This is a genomic window from Agrobacterium sp. LAD9, from assembly GCF_003031125.1.
Classification (GTDB): Bacteria; Pseudomonadota; Alphaproteobacteria; order Rhizobiales; family Rhizobiaceae; genus Agrobacterium; species Agrobacterium radiobacter.
Map to the genome: position 1 here is coordinate 218,578 of NZ_PHGS01000029.1, position 24,654 is coordinate 243,231.

Sequence of the window (24,654 nt, forward strand, 5' to 3'; positions counted from 1 at the left end):
TAAAGCATTGCCATATCCACGAAACGGGAAATCACAGCTTCCTCTCCCTAAAAACAAACTTCACGGCACCCGATATAAAGGAGACAAAGCAAATTATTGACTGCGGCTGACGCCCGTTACATCAGCGAATCAGCTTGCGACAAGAATTGTTGTTCCGTTTTGACCGACAATAAACATTAAACCCTTGCGCTCCCGCCTGCTCAAACGGGCGCTACTTATACGAGCGCGGACATATCTGGTTTCCCGCAGTGAAAACCGACCGACTGGGTAATTGGATTCGCAATTTTATACTCTATAAAGCTCTAAGATACGCAAACATCAAGAATAAACGCGCCCCCTCCAAATATTAACTAGGCTTTAAATGTTCGCCTGATATGACACGCACGTCGCGAAGATGTTAAGCGGCGGAAATTATTAAGCGGCATTCGCACAAGCTAGCGTGGAAAATCCGGGCCCCCTTCTCCGGCTCGAATTGCATGATGCCTTTCCAGCGCAGGTTCACATGAGCCATGTTCTCCACAATTTCGCTTTATTTGCGGATGTCGGACCGCTGTCATCATGGGCAGTGTCTGGCGGCAGATAGGCGTGACCAGTCGCCATTCGGTAAAGGACACGTTCATGACTTCGATTCTTTCCTCACTGTCTGCTGTGCAGATTTCCAAGCTTTCCACGTCCACCATTGCCAGCCTAACCTCTGAAGACGTGAATGCCCTTGACAGCACCAAGATCAAGGCCCTCTCGTCGTCTCAGATCGCCTCTTTGAGCACAGATAACCTTGCGCTTTTCAGCTCTGAAGACCTCCGGGCCATTTCCGTAAGCGCCTTTAAGGGACTGACCCTGACCCAGATCGCAAAACTGAGCTCCGCTCAGATCAGCGGCCTGTCGGCGTCTCAGGTTACGGCACTCTACACCAGCCAGATCGACGCCCTCTCAACCGACCAGATCAAGGCTCTTAACTCGGCTCAGGTCGCCGGTCTCAGCTCCGCACAGGTTGCAACCCTGAACAGCAGCGAACTGGCTCTGTTCTCGACCGACGAAATCAAGGCCATTAGCGCCAATGCAATTGCCGGCCTTTCTGCGGCTGCACTTGCTGCCCTCAGCACCGAAAACGCCGCCGCTCTGACAAAGTCTCAGATCGCCGCCCTGTCTTCGACGCAGCTGAACGCCCTGTCCTCCGACAGCCTTGCCACCTTCTCCGCCGATGAAGTCAAGGCCATCAGCACCAAGCTCCTCGCCGGCCTCGACGTCACCAAGCTTAGCACTGGCAACATCGCCGCCCTGAGCAGAACGCAGATTTCGGCACTGTCCTCGGCACAGTTCGCAGCCCTGTCGACCGATCAGATCAAGGCCCTCAACTCCGATCAGATCGCCGGTCTCAGCTCCGCACAGGTCGCCACCCTGAACAGCAGCGAACTGGCTCTGTTCTCGACCGACGAGATCAAGGCCATCAGCGCCAATGCCATCGCCGGTCTTACCCTGGCGGGTCTCGGCACCGAAAACGCCGCCGCTCTGACAAAGACGCAGATCGCCGGCCTGTCTTCGACACAGCTGAACGCCCTGTCCTCCGACAGCCTTGCCACCTTCTCCGCCGATGAAGTCAAGGCCATCAGCACCAAGGCACTCGCTGGCATCGACGTCACCAAGCTGAGCACTGGCAACATCGCCGCCCTGAGCAGAACGCAGGCAGCGGCGCTTTCCTCGGCGCAGTTCGCAGCCCTGTCGACCGATCAGATCAAGGCACTCACCTCCGATCAGGTCGCCGGTCTCAGCTCCGCACAGGTCGCCACCCTGAACAGCAGCGAACTGGCATTGTTCTCCTCTGACGAGATCAAGGCTATCAGCGCCAATGCCATCGCCGGTCTTTCCGCCGCTGCACTTGCTGGCCTCGGTACAGAAAACGCCGCCGCACTGACAAAGACGCAGATCGCTGGCCTGTCTTCGGCACAGCTCAACGCCCTGTCCTCCGACAACCTTGCCACCTTCTCTGCCGACGAGGTCAAGGCCATCAGCACCAGAGCCCTCGCCGGTCTTGATGCCAGCAAGCTGAGCACTGGCAACATTGCGGCCCTGAGCAGAACGCAGATTTCGGCACTGTCCTCGACACAGTTCGCAGCTCTCTCGACCGATCAGATCAAGGCCCTCAACTCCGATCAGGTTGCCGGTCTCAGCTCCGCCCAGGTTGCGACCCTGAACAGCAGCGAACTGGCACTCTTCTCGACCGACGAGATCAAGGCCATCAGCGCCAATGCCATTGCCGGTCTTACCCTAACCGGTCTTGGCACCGAAAACGCTGCCGCTCTGACAAAGACGCAGATCGCTGGCCTGTCTTCGACACAGCTGAACGCCCTGTCTTCCGACAGCCTTGCCACCTTCTCCGCCGATGAAGTCAAGGCCATCAGCACGAAGGCTCTCGCAGGCATCGACGTCACCAAGCTGAGCACTGGCAACATCGCCGCTCTGAGCAGAACGCAGGCCGCGGCACTGTCCTCGGCGCAGTTTGCAGCTCTCTCGACCGATCAGATCAAGGCCCTTAACTCTGATCAGGTTGCCGGCCTCAGCTCCGCACAGGTCGCCACCCTGAGCAGCAGCGAACTGGCGCTGTTCTCGACCGACGAGATCAAGGCTCTCAGCGCCAATGCCATCGCCGGTCTTACCCTGACCGGTCTCGGCACCGAAAACGCTGCCGCTCTAACAAAGACGCAGATCGCTGGCCTGTCTTCGACGCAGCTCAACGCCCTGTCTTCCGACAGCCTTGCCACCTTCTCCGCCGATGAAGTCAAAGCCATCAGCACCAAGGCACTCGCAGGCCTCGACGTCAGCAAGCTGAGCACCGGTAACATCGCCGCCCTGAGCAGAACACAGGCCGCAGCACTTTCCACGGCACAGTTCGCAGCTCTCTCGACCGATCAGATCACGGCCCTTGGCTCCGATCAGGTCGCCGGTCTCAGCTCCGCCCAGGTTGCGACCCTGAGCAGCAGCGAACTGGCACTGTTCTCGACCGATGAGATCAAAGCGATCAGCGCAAATGCCATCGCCGGTCTTTCCGCGGCGGCGCTCGCGGGCCTCGGCACCGCAAACGCCGCGGCACTGACAAAGACGCAGATCGCTGGCCTGTCTTCGGCACAGCTTGGCGCCCTGTCCTCTGATAGCCTTGCCACCTTCTCGACCGACGAGGTCAAGGCCATCAGCACCAAGGCACTCGCAGGCCTCGATGCCAGCAAGCTGAGCACCGATAACGTCGCCGCCCTGAGCAAAGCACAGGCCTCAGCGCTCTCTTCGGCACAGTTCGCGGCCCTGTCGACCGACCAGATCAAGGCCCTCAACTCCGATCAGGTTTCCGGCCTCAGCTCCGCACAGATCGCGACCCTGAACAGCAGCGAACTGGCACTCTTCTCGACCGATGAGATCAAAGCGATCAGCGCAAATGCCGTCGCCGGTCTCTCCACAGCTGCCATTGGTGGTCTGAACAGCGCCCAGGCCGGCGCTCTCTCGCCCCAGCAGCTCAAGGTCATGAACGATGCACAGGTCGAGGCGGTCATCAAAGCCTACAAGGCAGTATAAGACTTAAACGACCAGAAAACCTACGACGCGGCTCAGGGCCGCGTCGTACCATTTTAATTGCAGAATGCCCCAGAAGGACATTCAGTCTCTGTCATGGCAAAAATATCCATCATCATTCCGGCCTTCAACATGGCCAGTCTTATCGCCGAGACACTCGACAGTGTTCTGCGTAATGAAACCGAAATGGATATCGTCGTTGTCGACGATGCCTCCACCGACAATACCTGCGACATCGTTGCGCAATACATGGCGCGGCACGCCAATATAAGGCTGATGCGCAGCGAGACGAACACCGGCCCGGGCGTTGCCCGCAACAGGGCGCTGGCGACCATCGACAGCGAATATTGCCTGTTTCACGATGCTGACGACCTCCTGCATGGGGGAGCCGTCGATACCGTTCTGCCCTTGATGGATGATACGAATATCGATGTCGCGGCATTCAGATATAGCGTGCTGAGAACGGCCGGTGGCGCTCCTGGCGAAATGGCGCCTATCGACAAGAATATCTGGGATAGCGTCCTCGGTAGTCGCGACAGCGCCATGATCGATCTCGACTCGACCGCGCAATTCCTGGTGACGATCAACTACCCGTGGAACAAGATACTGCGGACATCTTTCATTCACCAGACGAAATGGCGCTTCTCCACGGCGCGGATCAACGAAGACATCCTGCCGCATTGGGCAGCCTATATGAATGCCGGGCGCTTTCTGGCCATTAACAGCAGCCTGACAACACATCGCCTCATCCCGGGACGGGAGCAGCATACGAGCACTTTCGACGAGCGCCGACTTGAAATGTTCGCGGCGCTGAAAGACACCGAAAAGCTTTTCCTGGAAAATCCGATCTTCAGGGCAAAATATTACCCGATCTTCATCGTCTTCAAGGCAGGTCTGCTGGAATGGGCGGCCAAGCAGATGCGGGAGGACCTGCACGGTCTTTTCCGGGAATATGTCGCACATTCATACCAATACTTCACAGACGAAGACTTCGACAGTGTCTATAGGATAAACCCGTCAATCGCTCTGGCGAGCTACAGGATGAAACATTCCCGTCGCTAGACATGTGAGTGATCCTTATTGCGGCACGACAGCATCAACGCCTCAGAAGCCGGCGCCTGACTGGGAGAAACCTTCGCCCCGCCGGGCCGCCGGCTGATCTGGACACGCAACCCCGCCTCAAACACATCCAGCCACAGGCAAGTTACCTGCGATAGCTAAATACGGCCCATCAACAGGCCGTTTTATCTTCGACCCTTTGTCGCCTTGCCGCAGGATGTCATGACCGCCAACCACGTCTCTCCTTCAAATGACGACACCGCTCCCAGCGCACTTGATCTTGCGCGGAACCAACGGTTAAGTCTCATGGATCTGCTGAGCGTGACCGAGGCGCTCAATGCCGCCGGCCAACGAGCCGCTGCTGTGGAACTCTACAAGACCTGGGTCGCATTCAACGACAACAATCCCGTCATTCATCTTGCCTATTTCAACTATGCCGTCGCGCTCAGCCAGCTCGGCGACCGCGCGGGCGCCGTACAGGCATTCCGCGCCTGTTTGAAGGCCAATCCGCAATTCGCTCCCGGCCACATCAATCTCGGCCGTGTCCTTGAAGATAGCGGATTGATCGGCCAGGCTGTGGAACAGTGGTCGCATTATGCCGAGACGACGAAACATCTCGACGCCGAAGCGGTGGGCCATCGGCATATGGCCCTGCAGAACATCGGCCGGGTCCTCGAAGGCGCTGGAAAGCTTGATGACGCTGAGACCGCCTTGCTGCAGGCGTTCGAGCTGCGGCCGGAATTGCCGGAAGCAGGCCAGCACTGGGTGTCATTGCGGCAGCGGCAGTGCAAATGGCCGGTGCTTGCGCCCTCGAACCACGTCCCTGCCCGCAAGATGCTCGACGCCATGTCGTCGCTGACGCTGAGCTGTTACGCCGACGATCCGATGTTCCAGCTGGCCAAGGCATATCGCTATAGCAAAACGGTGGTCGGCACGCGCCCGGACCTCAGTCGTTTTCCGCGCAGATCACCGAAGCAGAAGTCGGGGACCGGTGAGCGGCTGCGCGTCGGCTACCTCTCGTCGGATCTTCGCGATCATGCCGTCGGCTTCGCTCTTTGCGAGGTTCTGGAGTTGCATGACAAGAACAGCCTTGAGGTCTTCGCCTATTATTGCGGTAACGTCCGCAACACTGACAGCACGCAGGAGCGGATCAAGGCAGCGGTTCATTGCTGGCGGGATATCCATGGCCTCGACGATGCCGCAGCGGCCTCGCAGATCATCTCCGACGACATCGATATCCTGATCGACGTGAATGGCTACACCAAGGACGCGCGCACGAAGATTTTCGCCTATCGTCCCGCGCCTGTTATCGTCAGTTTCTGCGGCTACCCCGGATCGATGGGAAGCCCCTTCCATCATTACCTGATCTCTGACGGCTACATGATCCCGCCGGAGAACGACATCTATTACTCCGAAAAAGTCCTGCGCATCGCCTGTGACCAGCCGCTTGACCGCAAGCGGCCCATCGCCGCCCGGCCAAGCCGGGCCGAGGTCGGGCTGCCGGAGGATGCATTCGTTTATGCCAGCTTCAACGGCATGCAGAAGATCACCGAAAGCTGCTTTGCGCGATGGATGACGATCCTGTCTGAAACGCCCGGCAGCCTGTTGTGGCTGCTGGCGGGCGACGAAGATGTCAATCAACGCCTGCAAGGCATCGCAGAAAAAAGCGGCGTCGCACCGGAACGGCTCGTATTTGCGCCGAAGGTCCCGAACCCGCAACATATTGCCCGTATCGGCGTCGCCGATCTGTTTCTGGATACGTTCCCTTATGGCGCTCACTCCACGGCCGCGGATGCGATAACATCCGGCCTGCCCGTCCTCACCATGCCCGGCAAGACATTTGCGGCGCGCTTCTGCGGCAGCATCGTCACGGCAGCGGGTGTTCCGGAAATGATTTGTTCTTCGCCGGAAGATTATGTCGCCCGCGCCATCGGTTTCGAACACGACCGGAAGAGCCTTCTGGAGGTTAGAGAATCGATCGCCCGGCAGCGCGACACCAGCGTGTTGCGCGATATTCCCGCTCTGGCGCAACGTCTGGAAGAGCTGTTCTGGCAGATGCAGGGCGAATGTGAGCGCGGCGAGACACCGGTGCCGGATCTCAGCAATCTCGATCTCTATTACGAACTGGGCGCGGAAGCCGTATTCGAGAACATAGAGTTTGAAGACGAGCAGAGCTACCGCAACCGCTACCTCAAGAAGCTCACCCAGTGGCACGACTATGCGCCAATCCCCTATGACCGTCGCCTCTGGCAAAAACCGGACAACTGAGCGCGGACTATTCTCGACCGGCCGGGGCACGCGCTGCACGGCAGCTCTTCGATGCAAATCTTGACCGCCCGCCGGGCGACGTATGAACAGGACTGATTATCAATGTTCGCGGACGAAAGAATTGTCATTGTGGGCGCCGGGCTTTCCGGCGCAGTCATTGGCCGGGAGCTTGCACTGGCAGGCCATGTGGTCGACATCGTCGACGCCCGCGACCACATTGCCGGCAATTGCCACACCGAACGCGACAGTGAGACTGGCGTCATGGTGCATGTTTACGGTCCGCATATCTTCCATACCGACGACAAGGAAGTCTGGGACTATGTGAACGGCTTCCAGACGTTCATGCCCTACAAGAACCGCGTCAAGACGACGAGCGGCGAGCGCGTCTATTCACTGCCGGTCAATCTGCATACGATCAACCAGTTTTTCGGCAAGAATTTCCGGCCCGATGAAGCCCGGGCCTTCATCGAGGAAAAGGCCGACAAGTCGATTACCGACCCACAGACCTTTGAGGAGCAGGCGCTACGCTTCGTCGGCCGCGATCTCTATGAGGCCTTCTTCAAGGGATATACCGAGAAGCAATGGGGCTGCTCGCCGACAGAGCTGCCGGCCTCGATCCTGAAGCGCCTGCCGGTGCGCTTCAACTATGACGACAACTATTTCTTCCACAAATATCAGGGCATGCCGGAAACCGGCTATACGGACATGATCGAGCGCATCCTCGATCATCCGAACATCACCGTCAGGCTTGGCACACATTTCCAGCGCACCGAGGCGCCCGCCTCCGGTCACGTTTTCTATTCCGGTCCGCTTGACGGTTATTTCGACTTCGAATTCGGTCGCCTGGCATACCGGACGCTGAACTTCGAACGCTTCACCTATGACGGCGACTACCAGGGCTGCGCGGTGATGAACTATGGCGATGTTGCGGTACCCTTTACCCGCATCACCGAACACAAGCACTTTTCTCCCTGGGAGGAACATGTAGGCTCGGTCTGCTACAGGGAGTTCTCCCATGAATGCGGCCCACAGGACATTCCCTATTATCCCATCCGGCTGGTCGAAGACAAAGAACAGCTTGCCGAATATGTAGCGCGTGCCGAACGGGAAGTGTCGGTAACCTTTGTCGGACGGCTGGGGACCTATCGTTACCTCGACATGGACGCGACCATTCGAGAGGCGCTCGATACCGCCCGGCTCTATCTCGCCAGGCAATCGGAGGGTGCTCCCATGCCGGCATTTCTGCATTCGCCCGTCTGAGACGGATCTGTCGCGTTCTTCTCCATAAATGCAGGCATTTGACACTCCGGCTTGGCCGGAGTTCATCAACATTTTTCCCGCATGACATGACGTCCCTCGCCTCTGACAGCAGGCCAGCGCCTGTCGCATTTGTGGCGTTGAAGACAGTATCGCAAAGGGAGATCGGCTGAAGCGCAGCAACTTCAGGTTCAGGCAAGCCCGATTGCGTAATCAACATCTGAAAAATGGTGGACCCGAATAACCGATGCCCCTTTGGGGGGGGCTTGGGCGGAAAATCCACCTGTTAAGCTTGGACTTTAGGATTTTTCAGACATGACGTCGATCATTTCTTCCCTGAATGTCAATCAGATCAGATATCTTTCGACAGAGGCGGTCGCAGCCTGGACAACCGACGACGTGGCGTCGCTTTCCACAACGCAGATCAAAGCGCTCTCGTCGGCTCAGATCGCGGCATTGGATGTAGAGGATGTCAAAGTCCTCAACTCGCAACAGTTGAGCGCCATTTCGCAGGTCGCCATCGTTGGCCTGACGCTGGATCAACTCAATATTCTCGATCAATACGCCATTAAAAGTCTGAATTCGAGCCAGGTTTCTGCGCTCACCACCACCCAGCTTCAGGCCCTGACGACCGATCAGGCGGAGGCTTTGACCTCATCTCAGGTGCGCGCCCTCAGTGCGACGCAAATTGCCGCCCTGAGCGCGGAAGATATCGCAACATTCTCAACCGCTGATATGGCCGCGATCACGAACAGAGCCGTGCCGGGCCTAAGCACGGAAGTGATTGCAGGTCTGACCCCGGATCAAATCGCGGCCCTGAGCACAAGCGCCGTTGCAAGCCTGACAACCGACCAGATCGCGGTCCTGAGCCCGGATCAGGCCGAAGCTCTTACGCCGGCACAGGTCAGGGTGTTGAGCTCGATGCAACTCGCGGCCCTCGGCACAGATGACATAGCGACATTCTCCACCGCCGACATCGCGGCGATTACCGTCAAAGCCATGCCGGGCCTCAGCACCGAAGCAATCGCAGAGTTTACCCCTGATCGGATCGCCGCCCTCAATGCAAGTGCGATTGCGGGTCTGACAATCGACCAGATCGAAAGCCTGAGCACCGCCCAGATCGCCGCATTGACGACGGCTCAGATTGCCGCGCTCAAAACAACGCACATCGCCGCCTTAAGCACGAGCCAGGTCGAAGCCCTGTCACCGGCACAGGTGAGATCGTTGAGTGCAGCACAATTCGTGGCCCTGAGTGCGGAGGATATAGCGACATTCTCAACCGCCGATATCGCGGAGATCACCGCCAAAGCCATGCCACGTCTGGGCACGGAGACGATCGGCGCGCTTACCAGAGATCAGGTCGCCGCATTGACGACGGCCCAGATGAACGCGCTTGGCGTCGCGCAATTCCAGGCCCTGAGCGCTGCTCAGATCGAGGCCCTGTCAACCGCTCAGATTGCCGCCCTCAACACAGGGGTGATCGCAAACCTGATCGCCGATCAGATCGAAGTCTTTAGTACCCAGCAGGTCGAAGCCCTGTCCTCGGCACAGGTGAAGCTGCTGAACTCGGTACAACTTGCGGCTCTGAGCGCGGAGGACATAGCGACATTTTCGACCGCCGATATTGCGGCGATCACGAGCAAGGCCATGGCCGGCCTCAGCACGGACGCAATCGCGGCGCTGACCACCGCCCAGATCGCAGCCCTGACCACCAGCGCCATCGCCGGCCTGACGGCCGATCAGGTCGAAGCATTGAGCACCGGCCAGGTCGAGGCCCTGTCGCCGACACAGGTGAAGTCACTGAGTTCAACGCAAATTGCGGCCCTGAGCATTGAAGATCTGGCGACATTCTCGACCGCCGATATCGCAGCCATCACCAACAGAGCCATGCCGGGCCTGAACACGGATGTTATCGCAGCCCTCACCACGGCTCAGATCGGTGCCCTGAGCACCAGTGCTATTACCGGCCTGACCTCCGACCAGATCGAAGCCCTGAGCGGCAATCAGGTCAGCCTTCTATCCGCCGCGCAGATCAAGGCATTGAGCGCAGCACAGGTCGCCGCCCTGGGCAACGATGTGACCGCCTTGTCCACCAACCAAACAGCCATGTTGAGTGCTGCGGGCGTCAAGGGTCTGACCACGGATCAGATTGCAGCCCTCAGCATCGATCAGTTCTCGGCCTTGACCACCGTCCAGATCGGAGCTCTCAGCTCGGGACAGATTGCAGCGTTGAGCACGGACAATATCGCATCGCTTTCCGTGGCCCAGCTCGCGGCAATGAGCACCTCTGGCATCGTCGGACTTTCGAGCAGCCAGATCGCCGCCCTCAGCACCGATCAGGTTTCCAGACTGTCGACCAAGCAGATGGGGCGGCTGAGCGCGGCACAGGTCGCCACCCTTGGTACAGACGACATAGCCGCTCTTTCAACCGCCCAGATTGCCTCCCTGAGCGCTGCGGGCATTGCGGGACTCAGCTCGCAGCAACTGGCGACCCTCAGCACCAGCCAGGCTGAAGCCCTGACGAGTGCGCAGATCGTCAATCTCGGTTCCACACAGATTGCGCAGCTGGGAACGGACGATCTGGCGAAATTCACGACCAAGGACATCGCCGCGATCAGTTCGAGTGCGATCTCAGGATTGTCGGCGGAGACCATCGCCTCCCTGACGACAGCCCAGATTGCCGCCCTGAATATGCAAAGCATCGCTGCGTTGAGCACCGTGCAGATCGCCGCCCTGAGCATCGCCCAGGTCGAGGCCTTGACCACCGCCCAGGTCAGCGCTCTCAGCTCCAAACAGATAGCGGCCTTGAGCGCGGACGACATTGCGACATTCTCGACCAAGGACATCGCCGCGATCAGTCCGAATGCGGTCGCGGGTTTATCAACGGAAACCATGGCGTCGCTGACGACAGCCCAGATTGCGGCGCTGAGCACGGCGGGCATTGGCGCACTGAGCACCGGGCAGGTCGCCGCCTTGAGTACCGCTCAGGTCGAGGCCTTGACCAGCGCCCAGGTCGGCGCACTCAGCTCGACGCAGGTAGCGGCCCTGGGCGCAGACGATATCGCAACGTTCTCGACCAGAGACATTGCCGCGCTCAGTTCGAATGCGGTCCCGGGCCTGTCAACGCAAACCATAGCGTCGCTGACAACAGCGCAGATCGCCGCGCTGAGTACGGCCGGCATCGGCGCGCTGAGCACGGGACAGGTCGCCGCCTTGACTGGTGATCAGGTGGACGTTCTGACCAATACCCAGATTGCTGCGCTCACCTCCAAACAGGTTGCGGCTCTCAGCGTGGCTGACATTGCCTCGCTTTCGGCGGCCCAGATCGCCGCCCTCAGCACCGGCGGTATAACGGGCCTGACCACTGATCAGATCGCGGCCCTCGACACCACGCAGGTCGAGGCCCTGACCGATATCCAGGTCGGTGCTCTCAGCTCGAAACAGATTGCAGTCTTGAGTACGGATGACATAGCAACGTTCTCGACCAAGGACATCGCGGCGATCAGTTCGAATGCCGTCCCAGGTCTGTCAGCGGAAACCGTGGCGTCGATGACCACGGCTCAGATCGCAGCGTTGAGCACGGCCGGCATTGGTGGACTGAACACCGGACAGGTCGCCGTCCTGACCAGTGATCAGGTGGACGCCCTGATGAGTACCCAGGTGGGTGCCCTCACCTCCAAACAGGTTGCGGCTCTCAGCGTGGCCAGCATCGCCTCGCTTTCGGCAACCCAGATAGCCGCGCTCAGCACCGCGGGTATAGCCGGCCTGACCACTGACCAGATCGCGGCCCTCAACACCGCTCAGGTCGAGGCCCTCACCAGTGCTCAGATCGGTGCTCTCAGCGCAAAACAGATTGCGGCGCTTAGCGCCGATGATCTTGATACATTCACCGCCGCCGAACTGGCTGCCATCAGCTCGAGTGCAATCTCGGGCCTGTCGACGGCTGCAATCGCTTCGCTGACGACAGCTCAGATCGCGGCCCTGGGCACGGCGGCGCTACCCGGCCTGACCACCGACCAGATCGCGGCGCTCAGCATCACCCAGGTCGAGGCCCTCACCAGCGCCCAGGTCGGCGCCCTCACCTCCAAGCAGGTTGCGGCTCTCAGCGTAGCCGGCATCGCCTCGCTTTCAGCAGCCCAGATCGCCGCCCTCAGCACGGCGGGCGCGGCAGGCCTGACCGCTGATCAGATCACGGCCCTCAACACCGCTCAGGTCGAGGCCTTCACCAGCGCTCAGATCGGTGCTCTCGGTTCGAAACAGATTGCGGCCCTTGGCGCCGATGATCTCGATACATTCACCGCCGCTGAGCTGGCTGCCATCAGCTCGAGTGCGGTCTCGGGCCTGTCGGCAGCAACGATCGCTTCGCTGACGACAGCTCAGATCGCAGCCTTGGGTGCGGCGGCAGTGCCGGGTCTGACCACGGACCAGATCGCCGCCCTCGGCACCGGTCAGGTGAACGCGCTGACCAATGCCCAGATCGCCGCCCTCACCTCCAAACAGGTTGCGGCTTTGGATACGGCCGACATCGCCTCCCTTTCCGTAAACCAGATAGCTGCTCTGGACGCCAAGGCGATCGCAGGCCTTGGCAGCGCACAGACCGGCGCGTTGAGCATTGAACAGGTTCAGGCATTATCCACCCGTCAGATCGCATCGTTGAATTCGGATGCGCTCAAGGGCCTGTCTGCGGAGATGCTGGAAACCTTCTCAACGGAAGAACTCGCCGCGATTGGTTCAAGCGCGATAAAGGGACTGTCCACGGGCTTTATCGCCGCTCTTTCCACCGCTGAGGTGGCAGCCCTCAGTACGGCTGGCGTCGCCGGATTGACTGGCGATCAGATCAACGCCCTTGGCAGGGATCAGATCGAAGCACTCTCTACAAACCAGATCGCCGCACTAAGTTCGGCCGGACTTGCGGGGTTGACGACTGAAGATCTGGCAACATTCTCGACCGGCGAGCTTGCTGCCATCAATTCGACGGCGATCAGGGGGTTGTCCACCGCCGTTGTAGCGTCCCTGTCGCCTCAGGAGATCGCCGCCTTGACGACAAGCCAGGTGGCCGCGCTGAGCTACGGCCAGGTGGCGGCAATGGGATCTGCGCAAATCGGAGCGCTGTCACTGTCCCAGGTCAGCGCCCTCAATGCGATGCAGGCAGCCGCGCTTGGCGGCGACGACCTCACAACATTTTCCACCGAGCAGATCATCAGCTTGAGTTCGAGCGCGATCTCGGGATTGAGCACCGGTACGCTCGCTGCCTTGACGACATCCCAGGCGGCCGCCTTCACGCCAGGTCAGATCGCCGCCATGACCTCGGCGCAGGTTACGGCATTAAATAGCGCAAAGCCCACAAACAGCTCCGTGCAGGATATCGCCTCCTTCATCTCAACCACCGAGCAGCAGGCTGCGACCCCGGACAATGCAGCCGGGACCGATACATCAACGAACGCTTCGAGTGAGAAGCAGGAGGCGTCTGACGTCGCTGCAACCATTTTGTCCTACCTGGACGTCTGACTTTCGCTCGTGAGCAGACCTGAAAACCGGTGAAGCCCCAGCCGGCTTGACCACCATGCAAGCGCATAGATGGATGGCAGTTCCGGGCTGATATCGCCCAAAAGCAGAACACCGGGGATCAGGTTCCAAAACCTCCGATCCCCGGTGCCAATGTTCAAAGCGGTGCTTTCAGTCCCTCAGCTGAGGGCGGCCTAAAAGCAGGGCAAGGATCAAAACTCCTCCCAATTATCCGCCGCGGTATTCAATGCCGCATTGCCGGAAAACGCAGCCTTGATCCTGCCGCCCAGGGCGCGGGCGGGAGAACGAGCGGGCCTGTCGGCAGGTGAAGCCGAACGCACTGGCGCAGCGGCCTCGCTGAACGAACCTTCCGACAGTTTGAACTGGGCGATCAGCCCGTTCAGCGAAGACGCCTCGCGCGCAAGGCCGTGGCTGGCGGCAGTGCTTTCCTCCACCATGGCGGCGTTCTTCTGGGTGTCCTGATCCATCTGGTTCACGGCCGTATTGATCTGCTGAAGACCTGAGGATTGCTCCTGCGCCGATTCCGCGATGGCCGCAACGTGCCGGTTGATTTCCTTCACCTCCGTCACGATCAGTTCCAGCGCCCTGCCGGTTTCGCCAACCAGCTGTACACCCTGCTGAACCTGACCGTTCGATGTCGTGATCAGGTTCTTGATCTCCTTGGCGGCGCCGGCGGAGCGCTGCGCCAGTTCGCGAACTTCCTGCGCGACAACGGCAAAGCCTTTGCCCGCCTCTCCCGCACGGGCTGCTTCAACGCCCGCATTCAGCGCCAGAAGGTTGGTTTGGAACGCGATCTCGTCGATCACGCCGATGATATTGGAAATCTCATTGGCGGATGTCGAGATCTGCTCCATTGCCGCGACGGCCTGCTGCACCACCTCCCCGGACTTTTCAGCGCCGACTTTTGCGCGGCCGACGAGGTGACCCGCTTCCTGCGCCCGTTTCGTGGCGTCTTTCACCGTCGTGGTGATCTCTTCCAGCGCAGCCGCAGTCTCTTCGACGGCGGCAGCCTGCTGCTCCGTGCGTCTCGCCAGATCGTCTGCCGCAGACCTGATCTCGTTGGCGCCGGCATCAATGCCGCGTGCGTTCTGCGCTACCTGGCTCAAGGTCGACTGCAACTGCTCCGCAGCCCGGTTGAAATCACCACGGATACCGTCAAGGCCGGAGACAAATGGCTGAACGATCCGGTAAGTGACGTCGCCCTGGGCAATCTTCGAAAGGGCTGTGGCAAGATTGTCGACGGCAAACTGTACGTCGGCAGCTTCCCTGGCCTTCTGTTTCTCGCGCTCGATCCGGTCCTTTTCCGAAGTCGACCGGTTGGCCTCCGTTTCATTCTCAAGCCGGAGGCGCTCGATTGCGCCTTCGCGAAATGCCTGAACGGCGGCGGCCATCTGGCCAACTTCATCCCTGCGATCCATTCCGGCGATTTCGCTCGCCGTATCACCGGCCGCCAGCGATTCCATGCGCGCACGAAGCCGCGCAATCGGGGTGGTGATGCCTCGGGAGGAAACAAGCAGGCCAAGTGCGATCACAGCCAGAGAAACGAGCGCGAGCGTAATCAGGCCCGTCCAGATCGTCGTATTGGTGCTGGCTGTGAGGCGCTCTCTCCCCTCATTCATGACCTGGATGAGCTGCTCATTGCCGGCACTGATCTTTGGCGAGACTTCGGCAATTTTTCGAAGCACGTTGAGCGCCATCTGTTGCGCTTCGGCGCGTTGCCCTGCCTGCATGAGGGCGATGACCTGATTGCCGATCTCTTCGACTTCGACAACACCCTTGAGGATATCGCGGGCGGCATCCGTGCGCGCCGGCACCAGCTCCATGATCTTGTTCTGGCGTTCCTCGAGCTGCTTCCGGTCGGCTCTGAAGGTTTTGACGGCAGCTTCGAAATCACCACTGGCCGGGTCGTTGAGGCTGGCGCGAAGCATCTGCATGCCAAGCGCATTGAGGTTTCCGCTGGTTCTGGCGTTCAGAACCGCAGCAAGGGCCTCATGGCCGATGAAGTCGCTATAGACGTTGTCGGTTTTTTGATATTGCAGGCTGACGTAGCTTATTCCGGAAAGCGACATCAGGCTCATCAACGAGATGACAAAAACGACCTTCGTTTTTATCTTGGTATTCTTCAGGAAAGACATGAATGGCCTCAAGGCAAGCACTCCTCCAGCCGCCCTCGCGGGAGGCCGGGGAATATATGATGAAACATCGCGGGTAGCTGTTGCCCCTCCTCATAGGGCGACAAGCGAGAGCCATTTTCGAACCGCCGCCAGGCAGGTCTAGGTGGCTCCGCTTGTTCTACCGGCTCCGCCGATGAAACCTTGGAACCTGCGTATTTTAGATTTCACAAAATCACTAAATGAAGTGTTACCCGGACTATGCAAGTGCTGACAATCCGCTGCACCGCAAAAGCGTTCAGGCATCATTTTCACGTGTAGCGGCGGCCTCCGCGGCTATGCCGGAAACCGACGCCATAGGGCTGACCGATAGCAAGATGGCTCGGCTCCGCAACGGATGATTTTTCCGATATTTCTCACGTCAGGTCATGAAGGGCTTTGCCGAGCGGAGGTCCAACACGGAACTCGGAAAACCTGACCTCCAGGCCCTCGCGCTCCGGTGTGCAGCACATGGGTCCGACCTGATAGAATGGCGATTTTGGAAACGGGCAAAGTTTCAGAAGAGGCCAGCGGATTCCATCAGCGGATGTTTGAACGCGCAGCACGCCATCCGCAACGGTGACGCGCAGATACAGATCAGACGCGTCGCCTGCGTAGGCAGTTGTGGACCAGTCGGAGCGACCCAGAGTTAGCACATTGCCGATGCAGGCAACACCGTCCGACAATTCGATACCCGCCTTGATCCAGTGTGACTCATCGATCCGGACCATGATCCCTGCCTGATCGTACAGTTCCTCATAACGTCCATGGATCCGCAATGAAGCGGTGAAATCCCCCTGCCATTCCATTCCGAAGAAGTGCCCGCTATCGCGCGTAAAGCCATAGTAGGTCTCACGCCAGAAATCGGAGCCTTTATCAGTGGTGACGTGGAGGACCTGGTTATCGAGCGACCATTGCTGCGGCTCATTATGCCAAACACACCTCTCGAACATGGGTATCCCTAGCTTCGTTCATACGACGGAATCGGTGGAGTTATACGTCGAGAGAGGCAGGCTGGCCAGCACACATGCACCTGCGATCGGGAAGCTTAGAAGCCGCGAAGGCACCAGCAGCACAAGCAAAAGCAGCGTAAAGCCTCCGGCCAATAGGAGCATCTCGCCAAAGGCAAGCCAGAAGAGAGCTCGCCATCTGCTTTCACGCGTTACGTTTCAGAACATATTCGTTTGTCAGGAGGATGTTCAGCAATATCGTGACCTGCGCGGGTTCAAGCAGCGCGTCTTCGAAGTAGCTGAGGTCCGTGCCAGCCTGCCGGCCCTTGTCGAACAGGGCCGCAAGCAAACGGTGCGCATCAAGATCGATGGAGCCGGCGAGTTCGAGGCAGCCCGAGTCCGGCGGCATGAAGGCGGTGTCGAAATCGGCGTAATAGATGTCCAGCATCGCAATTGGTCTAGCGGATGGAAGGATTTGAACGCCCCATTTTGCGTGCAAGGCTCAGGCATTTAAAAGGGGCGATCAGGGACCGCCCCCGACGGAATATTCCTGTTTCAGTCCGCTTACGCAGGACGCTCCTCGCCTGCATTCGGTCGCCAGGTAATCAACCTCTTCTCCGCAAAATCCAGAATGAGGTCAATAACAAGAACAAAGACCGCGAGGATGATGATGCCCGCAAAAACGCCGACCGCATCGAAGTTTCCTTCCGAGCGGGCGATCAGGTAACCGAGGCCAGCGGAAGCTCCCAGATATTCGCCGATGATTGCGCCGACCACCGCAAATCCGACGGAAGTGCGCAACGACGATAAGATCCAGCTCGCCGCCGCCGGGAAATAGACATGACGCAGCAGATCCGAGCGCTTCGCACCAAGAATGCGGGTATTGGAAAGCACGACCGGGTTCACTTCGCGTACGCCCTGCATGGCGTTGAAGAACGTGACGAAGAAGACGAGCGTAACCGCAAGCGCAACCTTCGACCACAGGCCAAGACCGAGCCAGAGCACGAAGATCGGGGCCAGAACGACACGCGGAATGGCATTCACGGCCTTGATGAACGGATCAAGCACCCGGGCGACGAAGGGGCTGAGGCCCAGCCAGACGCCGGCGCCGACGCCGAGACCTGTTCCGATGAGATAGCCAAGCACCGTTTCGCTCAGCGTGATGCCGACATGCTTGTAAAAACCGGCATCGGCAACCCAGTCAATCACCTGTTTGACGATGTCATAGGGCGCGGGAAAGAAGAAGCGGTCGATGGCGCCCGAGGTGACACCGAGCTGCCACCCGCCCAAAAGCACGACCAGAAGAACGATCTGGATGATACGAACATTAACGGCTTGCATAGCTTTTCTCCACTTCGCCACGCAGGGACGCCCATATATCGCGATAGAGCGTCATGAATTTTGGATCGAGTTTGATTTCCGCAACGTTGCGGGGCCGTTCAAGATCGACAGGGAAACTCTCGATGACTCGGCTTTTCGGGCCTGCAGCGAGAACGACAACCCGGTCTCCGAGCGCAATCGCCTCTTCCAGATCATGGGTGATCATCACCACTGCACGGCGATCCTCCTGCCACAGGCGCAGCAATTCGTTCTGCATGAGGTGGCGGGTATGAATATCCAATGCGGAGAAGGGTTCATCCATCAGGATGACCTTCGGCTCGGTAATGAGCGCCTGCGCCATCTGCACGCGTTTGCGCTGTCCACCGGAGAGCTGGTGCGGAAAACGGTCTCCGAAACCCTTCAGGCCAACCTTTTCAAGCCAGGCCTGAACCTTGGCGCGCCGCTCATTTTCGGGAACGCCGCGGAACATCAAGCCAAGCTCGACATTCTGAAACGCGGTCTTCCAGGGAAGAAGCGCGTCCTGCTGGAACAGATATCCGATGTTGTTCTGTACGCCCTTGACGAGCGAACCGTCGATGGAAACCTTGCCCTGCGCTGGCTTCAACAGGCCCGCGATGGCGTTGAGAATGGTGGACTTTCCGCATCCCGTCGGCCCAACGATGGAGAGGAACTCGCCATCGCCGACCTTGAGATTTACGTTTTGCACGGCAACAAACGAACCGAACGCCATGGTCACGTCGTCGATTGCCACCATCGGCTGGGGTTTGAGTTCCGTCACGGGTTCTAGCTTTCTGGCTGGCGAAGACATGGCGACCTCTCAGTTTGCGGCCTTCGAGGCCGCGGCCTCGACGAACTTGTTGGTGTAGGTGGTGTTGAGGTCGATCGTCGCCTTTGCGACCGCATCGTTGAAGCTTTTCAGGACGGCCAGCGGCGTTTCGAGATCGGCAGGCTCAAACTTGCCATCTTCGGAGAAGATCGCCTTGGCCGCTTCAACTGCCTTGATGTAAGTCTGCTTGTCGCCGGACACGAAATCATCGGGAAGCTTTGCGACGATTTCTTCCGCAGAATGCTGCTTCATCCAGTGCAGAGCCCGAACCGTTGCATTGGTGACCTTCTGGATCACTTCGGGATTGGCGTTGATATAATCCTGCGTCGCGTAAAGAACTGATGTCGGATAGATGCCGCCGTAGACATCCTTGGCGCCCTGATCACTACGGGCATCGATGAGGATCTTGCCGAGCCCGCGCTCCACGACGATGGTCGCGGCAGGGTCGTAATTGACGAGCAGATCGATCTTGCCCTGCTGCAGGGCTGCAACGGCCGCAGCGCCCGAACCGACACCGATGATGGAAATGTCGTTGTCGCTGAGATTATGCTGCTTCATGTAGTAGCGAATGAAGAAGTCCGAAGAGGAGCCGGGCGACGTGATGCCGACCTTCTTGCCCTTGATCGTCTCGGGCTTGGCCGGATCGAAATCGGTGTCGTTCTTGCCGGCGAGAACCAGACCTGAGTTACGGGCAAGCTGCACGAAGCCGACCACGTGCTTGTTCTGCGACTGCATCTGGATCGTATGATCGTAGAAACCCACGGCAACGTCGGTGGAACCGGCAACCAGAGCCTGAAGCACCTTAGAGCCGCCCTGGGCAAAGTTCTCGGTCGTTACATCAAGGCCTTCCTCCTTGTAGAAGCCTAGACTGGCGGCCACGGGGAAAGGCAGGTTGTTGAGGTTATACGAGCCAACGCTCATTCTGACGGATTCGGCATTGGCGGATGCCGCCAGCGCACAGAGCGCGGCGGTTGCAAGCAGATATTTACGCATAAGGGTCTCCTCCCGGTTTGACTATATTTTGCGCCACTATGGCCGCGTCTAGGCTGCGTCTTCAATCGCAGCGGTTGGTTTGGCGAAGGCAAAGCCTTCGAAAAGCCTGCGCGCCGTCCTTACAAGTCCGGCCGTTATTGCGCCGTTTCGCATTTCCAGCTGCACGTCGAGGCAGCCGGCGGGATGTTCGATGCGGATCTGGGTGGGCACAGAAAGGCCTCCGGCCACATCATATGCGACGGAGCCTTTGGTGACAGCCGCGGTTGCTATGCCAACAGCACCGGTCGTCGCCAGTGCGGGATGACACTCGTTGGGCATGAAATACCGTACCGAGAGAGTGCCGCCTCTGCGGGCCGGCGCAACGAGCACCGGTTTCGGAATGACCATGTCTTTCACATCGCCCATTCCCATCAACGTTCCGGCCTCAATGCGGATGCGGGTCATCCGTTCGATGAGATCCTTGTGGGCGCTCAGGGTTTGCGGATCCTCGTAACCCGTCATGCCGAGATCGGCTGCGCGGATGAGAACCATCGGAATGGCGCAGTCTATGGCCGTCACGTTGACGCCATCGATCACGTCAACCGGCTTTCCGGTGGGCAGCAGCTTGCCGGTTTTCGCACCCGCCGCATCCATGAATGTCAATGCGATGGGCGCCGCCAGGCCCGGAACACCGTCGATCGAGGCGTCGCCGAGATAAATAACCTCGCGGCCGCGTGTCGGGACCTTCGCCTCGATCAGCTTGCCGGTATTCACGTTATGAATTCGCACAAGAGTATCGTTGCCCTGCGCTTCGACAAGCCCCGCTTCGATGGCGAAGGGGCCGACGGCGGCCAGCATGTTTCCGCAGTTTGGCGAATAGTCGACATACTGCCTGTCGGTCCGAACCTGTGCGAACAGATAATCTATGTCGGCGCCTCTGACCGTGGAAGGTCCGATAATCGCAACTTTGGAGGTGACCGGATTGCCTCCGCCAATGCCGTCGATCTGCAACGGATGGCCCGACCCCATGATGGAAAGAAGGGCCGCGTCCCGGTCTGCTCGATCACGCGGAAGATCGGATGCAAGAAAGAACGGTCCACGCGACGTTCCACCGCGCATCAGCACACAGGGTATCTTCAGCAGATCGTTCATGGGTTGCCTCAATATTGCATTTGGCGGATCAATACGCCGTGTTGTTGCAATATGAGCAAAAGAGTCTAATCTGTTAAATGCAATGTTTTGGAGTTTTATTGCGGCATGAGCATCAATTGCGAAATTCTGGATCTGCGGGCATTTCAAGCGGTGGTTGAATTCGCCAGTTTCCACAGGGCCGCCGAGGCGCTGCACATCTCGCAACCGGCGCTCACCCGCCGCATCCAGAAACTGGAGCAGGCCATCGGGGCGCCACTTCTGGAAAGAACGACGCGCCACGTCGCACCCACCGCCATGGGGCAGGAAGTCATGCCCCTCGTCCGGCGGATGCTCGAGGAATTTGACGGGTCGCTTTTTGCCATGAAGGACGGCGCGCAACGGCGCGGGCTGATCACAATGGCTTGCGTCCCCACCGCCGCTTTTTACTTTCTTCCCACCGTCATAAAGACCTTTAGCCAGCAATATCCCCACATAAGGCTGCGGATCAGGGACTTGACGGCCAATGAGGGTCTGCAGGCGGTCGCCAGAGGCGAGGTGGAATTCGGCATCAACCTGATGGGCAATTCTGATCCCGAGCTTTCATTCGAGCCACTCATCGATGACCCCTTCGTGCTGGCAATGCGAAAAGACCACCCTCTGGCAGCGTTCGAAACGATCGAGTGGGACCAGCTGGAGGCCTATCCGCTGGTCGTCGTGGATCGTTCAAGCGGCAACAGGACGCTTCTGGACAGCGCGCTTGCACGGCACAATCTGAAATTGAACTGGTTTTATGAGGTCACGCATCTCAACACATCACTCGGTCTCGTCGAAGCCGGGCTTGGGATTTCAGTCCTGCCGCGGCTGGCAACGCCGCAGGACGATCATCCATTCCTCATCACCCGGCCGATCGTCAACCCGGTGGTCTCCCGTACGATCGGCATCGTGCAAAGGCGAAGCAGTGCTCTTTCCCCAGCCGCCGAAAAATTTGTGAGGATGCTGCTCGAGACCTGGAAAACACAATGATCTCTTTAGAAAAATACCTTCTACGACATCCCGGCTAGTGGCGGCGCAAACCGTAGGTGCGCGGTAACAGCCTCTGATTTGCAGATCGCTCGAATGAACGAATTTGCACCAGAAGCTACACCCGGGCCTCGATATCCAGCACCAGCTTTTTCAGCAGCGCCGCGAGGTTCTCGCGCTCGTCCGGAGTGAGGCCCTGCAGGAAATTCAGTTCGCTTGTCATGTCCTGACGAAACGCCTTTTCCGCCAGTTCGATGCCGGCCGGCATGAGGCATACGACAACGCTGCGCCCATCGAGCTTCGATTTTCTGCGCTCGATGAGGCCGGCCTTTTCCAATCGGTCGAGCCGGTGCGTCAGGCCGCCTGAAGAGAGCATCAGCGTCGTGTACATCTCCGTCGGCGTCAGCTGGTAGGGCGGTCCCGACCGGCGCAATGTGGCAATAACATCGAACTCGCCGCGATCGAGACCAAAGCCGGCGAATGTCTCTTCTATTGACGGTGCCAGAAGGCTGCTGAGCCGTTTGGCGCGCCCGAAGATAGCCATCGGCTCGGTATCGATATCAGGCAGTTCCCGCGCCCACTGGCCACGGAGACGATCGACATGATCTTCCCTGTCAGTTTCAATCGTCCGATCCGCCGTCGTGTCCGGCATCGCCTGCTTCATCTCATCACCCCATTACCACTCTGAAAACCATATACGGCTTTGCCTGCTCCGTGAATATATCTTTGCGAGAAGATAGATATCTTGACAGGAAGATAAATCGCACATATATCTTCTCGCGAAGATAGTTTTGTCTCAGGGAGGAGACCAGATGTTTTCCATACGCCGTCATCACGAGCCGAAGCCCGGCGAGAGCCGGACAGTGCGTTATGAAGGATGCGAATACGGAAGCGCCGTATCCATCTTTCTAGTCAATGCCGATCCGGGTCGCGGCCCTGATCTGCATGTTCACCCCTATGCCGAAACCTGGGTGGTGCGCAAAGGCGAGGCCGAGTTCACCATAGGCGATCAACGGGCGCGCGGCTCGTCGGGAGACATCGTCGTCGGGCCTGCCAATATCCCCCATCGCTTTGAAAATATCGGCACTGACCGGCTGGAGATCATCTGCATCCATCCGAGTGAAACGTTCCAGCAGACCTTCCTGTAATTCCGTTCCAGCAAGAGGAGAAAGACAATGGCCAAAATGATTTTCCTGAACCTGCCGGTGAAAGATCTGGCTGTTTCAACCACCTTCTACGGGGCAATCGGCTGCGTGAAGAACGAGGAGTTTTCCAACGAAGACGCAAGCTCGATGGTGTGGTCGGACACGATTACCTTCCAGCTTCTGCGGCATGACTATTACAAGACCTTCACCGCCAAACCGATCGCCGATGCTCACAAAACAAACGGCATGCTGATCGCTCTTTCGCGCGACAGCCGCGAAGAGGTGGATGCCATGGTTGACGCCGCGGCAAAAGCGGGCGGACAGGCGGATGTTCGAGAGCCGCAGGATCTGGGTTTCATGTATCTTCGCACCTTCGCCGATCCCGATGGCCACGAGTTTGAACCCGCTTACATGGATTTAAGCAATGCGGGCTGACGTCACTATACGTTATACACAAAGGGATGATCCCCATTGATAGCGTAAAGCGTGCCTCCCGAATGGTTTTGATATCAGGAAGGCGCTTCGCACTTGACCGTGGGCTGCGAACAGCAGCCGGAAACTAAAGCACGTCCGCCCCTTCACCTAATCGCCGGTGCCCGATACGGCTGCGGCCAGCGCCCTGATCGCCGATGCGTGTGCCGGCGTTCTTGCACGGGAGAGAAGAACGATCTCGGAAGGCGGCAACGAAGGCAGCCCGAGTTCCGCACCCCTGTCGGGCAGACCACGGGCGCTAATACCGCCGAGCGGTGCGACACCCGCTCCCGCAAGAATTCCTTCATGGAGCGCCGAGCAGCTTCCGGCGGTGAACGCATCGCGCCAATCCACGCCGGCTCTTCTAAGCTCCGACACCGCAATTTCCCGGACTCCACACCCGGTTCCCAGCGACACCAGCGGGATGGCGCTGTTCGCGCGTGGCCGCCAGTCTGGAGCGGCCCGCCATCCCAGCTTGTCAGTACGCAGGATTTCGCCGTCAGAGCCACCGCCGTTGCGCCTGAAAATGACGGCGTCCGCCTGTCCGGACGCGAAATTTTCCTTCACGTGCCGCGAAAAGCCGACATTCACTTCAATCACCGCATTGGCAGGAAGTGCCGCACGCATCGCTCTTATGGCCGTCGAAAGGCGGCCCCCGATCGCATGGTCACTGGCAGCCAGGCTGAAGTGCAGCGGTGATTCGTGACCGAAGGTCAGTGCTTCCTCGTGTTTGGCGAGCAGCTCGCGCGCCTTCGGCAGAAACACCTCACCATCCTCCGTGAGCCGCAGATGACGCGGCGAACGGTCGATCAGACGCCTGCCGACACGCTGCTCCAGCATCTTCAATTTTTGGCTGACGACCGGTTGCACGGTTCCCGCCGCCTCCGCCGCCTTTGTCAGGCTGCCGAGCTCGACGGAGAAAATGAACAGGCGAACGCTCTCAAGATCAATCATATGAAATCACTATGTATGGAATATCT

Annotated in this window: 17 protein-coding genes; 8 read left to right on the forward strand and 9 right to left on the reverse strand. The window is 58.9% G+C overall.

What is annotated here, in order from left to right:
* Window positions 1–618 precede the first annotated feature (618 nt).
* The 5 genes from DA915_RS26865 to DA915_RS26885 all read left to right on the forward strand — a co-directional run bounded on the left by DA915_RS26865 (window position 619) and on the right by DA915_RS26885 (window position 13,650).
* Entirely contained in the window at window positions 619–3,561 is a 2,943-nt protein-coding gene (locus DA915_RS26865) for an S-layer family protein (protein ID WP_107677832.1), read from the forward strand.
* A 93-nt stretch (window positions 3,562–3,654) separates the two neighbouring features.
* Complete coding sequence (locus tag DA915_RS26870; RefSeq protein ID WP_107677806.1) at window positions 3,655–4,620, forward strand: glycosyltransferase family 2 protein; 966 nt, start codon at window positions 3,655–3,657, stop codon at window positions 4,618–4,620.
* 303 nt (window positions 4,621–4,923) lie between these two features.
* Complete coding sequence (locus DA915_RS26875; protein ID WP_244600794.1) at window positions 4,924–6,885, forward strand: tetratricopeptide repeat protein; 1,962 nt, start codon at window positions 4,924–4,926, stop codon at window positions 6,883–6,885.
* Window positions 6,886–6,987: 102 nt separating this feature from the next.
* Window positions 6,988–8,145: a UDP-galactopyranose mutase gene (glf, locus tag DA915_RS26880; protein WP_107677808.1), complete on the forward strand. Its 1,158-nt coding sequence runs from the start codon at window positions 6,988–6,990 to the stop codon at window positions 8,143–8,145.
* Window positions 8,146–8,457: 312 nt separating this feature from the next.
* Entirely contained in the window at window positions 8,458–13,650 is a 5,193-nt protein-coding gene (locus DA915_RS26885) for an S-layer family protein (RefSeq protein ID WP_107677809.1), read from the forward strand.
* A 209-nt stretch (window positions 13,651–13,859) separates the two neighbouring features.
* Here the strand turns inward: DA915_RS26885 and DA915_RS26890 are convergent, their stop codons facing one another.
* The 7 genes from DA915_RS26890 to DA915_RS26920 form a co-directional block, all read right to left on the reverse strand.
* Window positions 13,860–15,803, reverse strand: a complete 1,944-nt coding sequence (locus DA915_RS26890; protein ID WP_107677810.1) for a methyl-accepting chemotaxis protein — start codon at window positions 15,801–15,803, stop codon at window positions 13,860–13,862.
* 392 nt (window positions 15,804–16,195) lie between these two features.
* Window positions 16,196–16,771, reverse strand: coding sequence for a DUF1349 domain-containing protein (locus DA915_RS26895; protein WP_107677811.1), 576 nt, complete (start codon window positions 16,769–16,771; stop codon window positions 16,196–16,198).
* A gap of 202 nt (window positions 16,772–16,973) precedes the next feature.
* Complete coding sequence (locus tag DA915_RS26900; RefSeq protein ID WP_107677812.1) at window positions 16,974–17,216, reverse strand: hypothetical protein; 243 nt, start codon at window positions 17,214–17,216, stop codon at window positions 16,974–16,976.
* 116 nt (window positions 17,217–17,332) lie between these two features.
* Entirely contained in the window at window positions 17,333–18,109 is a 777-nt protein-coding gene (locus tag DA915_RS26905; RefSeq protein ID WP_080864649.1) for an ABC transporter permease, read from the reverse strand.
* Window positions 18,096–18,917 carry an ABC transporter ATP-binding protein gene (locus DA915_RS26910; protein WP_077998766.1) on the reverse strand — a complete coding sequence of 274 codons (822 nt, stop codon included), beginning with the start codon at window positions 18,915–18,917 and terminating at the stop codon, window positions 18,096–18,098. The genes DA915_RS26905 and DA915_RS26910 overlap by 14 nt, the downstream gene beginning before the upstream one ends.
* A gap of 9 nt (window positions 18,918–18,926) precedes the next feature.
* Window positions 18,927–19,928, reverse strand: coding sequence for an ABC transporter substrate-binding protein (locus DA915_RS26915; protein ID WP_003510196.1), 1,002 nt, complete (start codon window positions 19,926–19,928; stop codon window positions 18,927–18,929).
* Window positions 19,929–19,976: 48 nt separating this feature from the next.
* The gene (locus tag DA915_RS26920; protein ID WP_107677813.1) at window positions 19,977–21,059 is read right to left on the reverse strand and encodes a 4-oxalomesaconate tautomerase; all 1,083 of its coding nucleotides are present in this window, start codon (window positions 21,057–21,059) and stop codon (window positions 19,977–19,979) included.
* A 105-nt stretch (window positions 21,060–21,164) separates the two neighbouring features.
* Between DA915_RS26920 and DA915_RS26925 the strand changes: the two genes are divergently transcribed.
* Window positions 21,165–22,061, forward strand: coding sequence for a LysR family transcriptional regulator (locus DA915_RS26925; protein WP_107677833.1), 897 nt, complete (start codon window positions 21,165–21,167; stop codon window positions 22,059–22,061).
* A gap of 115 nt (window positions 22,062–22,176) precedes the next feature.
* On the opposite strand, the gene DA915_RS26930 is transcribed toward DA915_RS26925, so the two are convergent.
* Window positions 22,177–22,722, reverse strand: a complete 546-nt coding sequence (locus DA915_RS26930; protein ID WP_107677814.1) for a MarR family winged helix-turn-helix transcriptional regulator — start codon at window positions 22,720–22,722, stop codon at window positions 22,177–22,179.
* 148 nt (window positions 22,723–22,870) lie between these two features.
* Between DA915_RS26930 and DA915_RS26935 the strand changes: the two genes are divergently transcribed.
* Both DA915_RS26935 and DA915_RS26940 read left to right on the forward strand, forming a co-directional pair.
* Window positions 22,871–23,206: a cupin domain-containing protein gene (locus tag DA915_RS26935; RefSeq protein WP_003510203.1), complete on the forward strand. Its 336-nt coding sequence runs from the start codon at window positions 22,871–22,873 to the stop codon at window positions 23,204–23,206.
* Window positions 23,207–23,233: 27 nt separating this feature from the next.
* Entirely contained in the window at window positions 23,234–23,638 is a 405-nt protein-coding gene (locus tag DA915_RS26940; protein WP_192886670.1) for a VOC family protein, read from the forward strand.
* Between the two features lie 147 nt (window positions 23,639–23,785).
* On the opposite strand, the gene DA915_RS26945 is transcribed toward DA915_RS26940, so the two are convergent.
* Window positions 23,786–24,628 (reverse strand): LysR family transcriptional regulator, encoded by an 843-nt coding sequence (locus DA915_RS26945; protein ID WP_107677815.1) that lies wholly within the window; start codon window positions 24,626–24,628, stop codon window positions 23,786–23,788.
* Window positions 24,629–24,654 lie beyond the last annotated feature (26 nt).